The sequence below is a fragment of the Chitinophaga sp. genome (assembly GCF_035564935.1).
Taxonomy (GTDB): Bacteria; Bacteroidota; Bacteroidia; order Chitinophagales; family Chitinophagaceae; genus Chitinophaga.
Map to the genome: position 1 here is coordinate 1 of NZ_DATMTE010000208.1, position 2,345 is coordinate 2,345.

Consider the following 2,345-nt stretch of genomic DNA (forward strand, 5'->3'; position numbering starts at 1 on the left):
ACAGATGACCCCATAAACATGAAAGCGGCAATAAGAAAAAACAGGGATAAAGAGGAATGCCGGCAACGCCATTTCTTACATATGAAAATCAACATTTGCATTGGCTGATAAATTTTATAATCGTTTTTGTATCTGAATTATCTCAAAAAAAAAGTGATGCTATCCCGGGTAATCTGAGATCATAATATTATCGATATCAATTATTCCGTTACCGCCGGTAAATGCGAACTTCAGGTCTGTGATCAGCGGAGTGGCAGTTACAGGGGCCATTGTCGCAAATACCCTTGTTGTGCCTACCCACAGGTCCGCTTTGTTGGCGATCAGTTCCACGGCGGTTCCGTCCGGTGCTTTATAGTATATCTTCTGGGTGGAATGATTAACCACCCAGGTAATGGTTTGCGTGCCGCTGAACCGGGGTGATGTCACTGCTGCGCCAATGTCCCGGATAGAAAATTCTCCAGGTGTTGGACTAAAATCAATACCGAACCGGCTGTATACAATAGCATTATTTTCTACCGGCGTTCCTGAAACGGCATTATTAACTTTTGTAAACCCGCTACCTACCTGGAAAGTGGCTACCTTTTGCTGGGTAACGCCCGTATTATTACCACTCACCGTAAGGTCAAACCTATACTGTATAACAGCCGGCACCGGGGCAAAATCTTTTGTTCTTGAAAAATAGCCGTTATCCGCGCCGCCGGTCCTGTCAAACCGGAGCTTACCACTGTTAATAGCAGCTACGGTTCCCGCACCGGTGCTTCCAATGGAAGTAAAATGCGTATTGCCGGGATCTGAATCAACATAATCTGCTACTACCGCAGAAGAATCAAAGTCCTGGTCAAATAGCTGTTCACGCGCCGTATACATATTCTCCGTTGCTACCTTGTCCTGGAAGAACATCCCTGGCTTGCCAAAGAAAACCAGCATATCAGCGGCGCTTCCCTGCCCTGCGTATGTACACCAATATTGTGATACCGTGTTATTGCCCCAGGTAAGTGCATAAGATAAGCCAGTGTTGTTGATGATGGGATATAGTGTTTGCGTCCACCAGTCACTGACCGGCACAAGCGGGATACCTGTTTCAGCGATAGCCCATAACTTGTTCCTTTGCATGGCCATAGTACGCAGCGATACAATCATCGGGGCATTAAGCGAAACAAAAGTATTACCCGGATGATTCTCTATCTTATCATAAGTGTCATACGCCAGTATATCCACATAATCATCTCCCGGATAACGTTCCAGGTATTCTGCCTGTGAATAGAATTTATCCGGCCCGTATTCAAACAGCAGGTTATGCAATCCTTTTGTATTCCGGAGATAATCTACCGTAAACTGCCAGAGGTGGATGTATTCAGCCGCAGTGCAATGATCACGGCCCCACCAGAACCAACTTCCGTTCATTTCATGAAAGAGCCGCAAAACAATGGGAATGGGCTCCCCATTTACACCAGTAAGACTTGATATATATTCTGCGATAGTATCCATCCACCTTTGATACCGGCTCACATATGCAGGATTGGCAAACAATTTCTGAATGGTGGAATCAACCAGTGTTCCCTTTACAGACTGCGTGGTATCTACCGGATTATTCAGATGCCAGGAAAGCGTATTAATACCCCCCATAGCATACACCTGTTTTATGTAATCCCGTTCATTGTCAAAATCTATATGGGTTAAGGTGTATGGGCTGCCAACCTCCAGCTTGCCAAGGTCCCAGCCTACTACAGCAGGATATTGGCCGGCTGTTTCCTTTACATCGGAACGGCCGGGGGTATTCGTCCATCCCACACCCGTTGCCAGGTCGTCTTCATGGCCAAACATGACGCCTTTCAGAGATAACCGTTTCATATTAAGGTACAGGTTTTTTGTTTCCACAGTTGCATTGATATCCGCAGGATGATCTGCCAGTAATGCCCCCATTATGCGTTGTGTCCCGGATATATTACCGGATTGACTTTTCATATTGCCTGCCGGCGTTATGTCAGGCTTGTTTGTGCAGCCAATAGCCAGCAATAAAGAGCTGATAAAAAAGAGTATCTTTTTCATAACATAAGCGGAAATCGGTGGAAGTATCATTGATGCCGGCAATATTCACGTATAGGTAAATAATTGCTGTATGGCTAGTTTCATAAAGAGCTTATTACCGGCTAAAAAGGGTGAAGTAATTTTAAAAAATAACAACAGGAAAAGAGCGGGTTGTAAGCGCAGTTATTTTTTCCCGGATGCGGAACGGCGGCTTGTGATGTACTCCGGGCTGGCCATGATGGCAAATTTATATTTGTCGCCACGATAATAAGAGCGTTCTATTTCTATAACTTTATCAGCAGAAGATATAACTGCAC

Annotated in this window: 1 protein-coding gene; it reads right to left on the reverse strand. The window is 45.0% G+C overall.

Annotated elements, in window-relative coordinates:
• Positions 1–159: 159 nt before the first annotated feature.
• Complete coding sequence (locus VN105_RS05430) at positions 160–2,049, reverse strand: glycoside hydrolase family 26 protein (RefSeq protein ID WP_325638699.1); 1,890 nt, start codon at positions 2,047–2,049, stop codon at positions 160–162.
• Positions 2,050–2,345: the final 296 nt, after the last annotated feature.

Coding starts and splice junctions, on each gene's coding strand:
- VN105_RS05430 (WP_325638699.1), bottom strand. CDS start 2,049: ATGAAAAAGATACTCTTTTTTATCAGCTCTTTATTGCTGGCTATTGGC.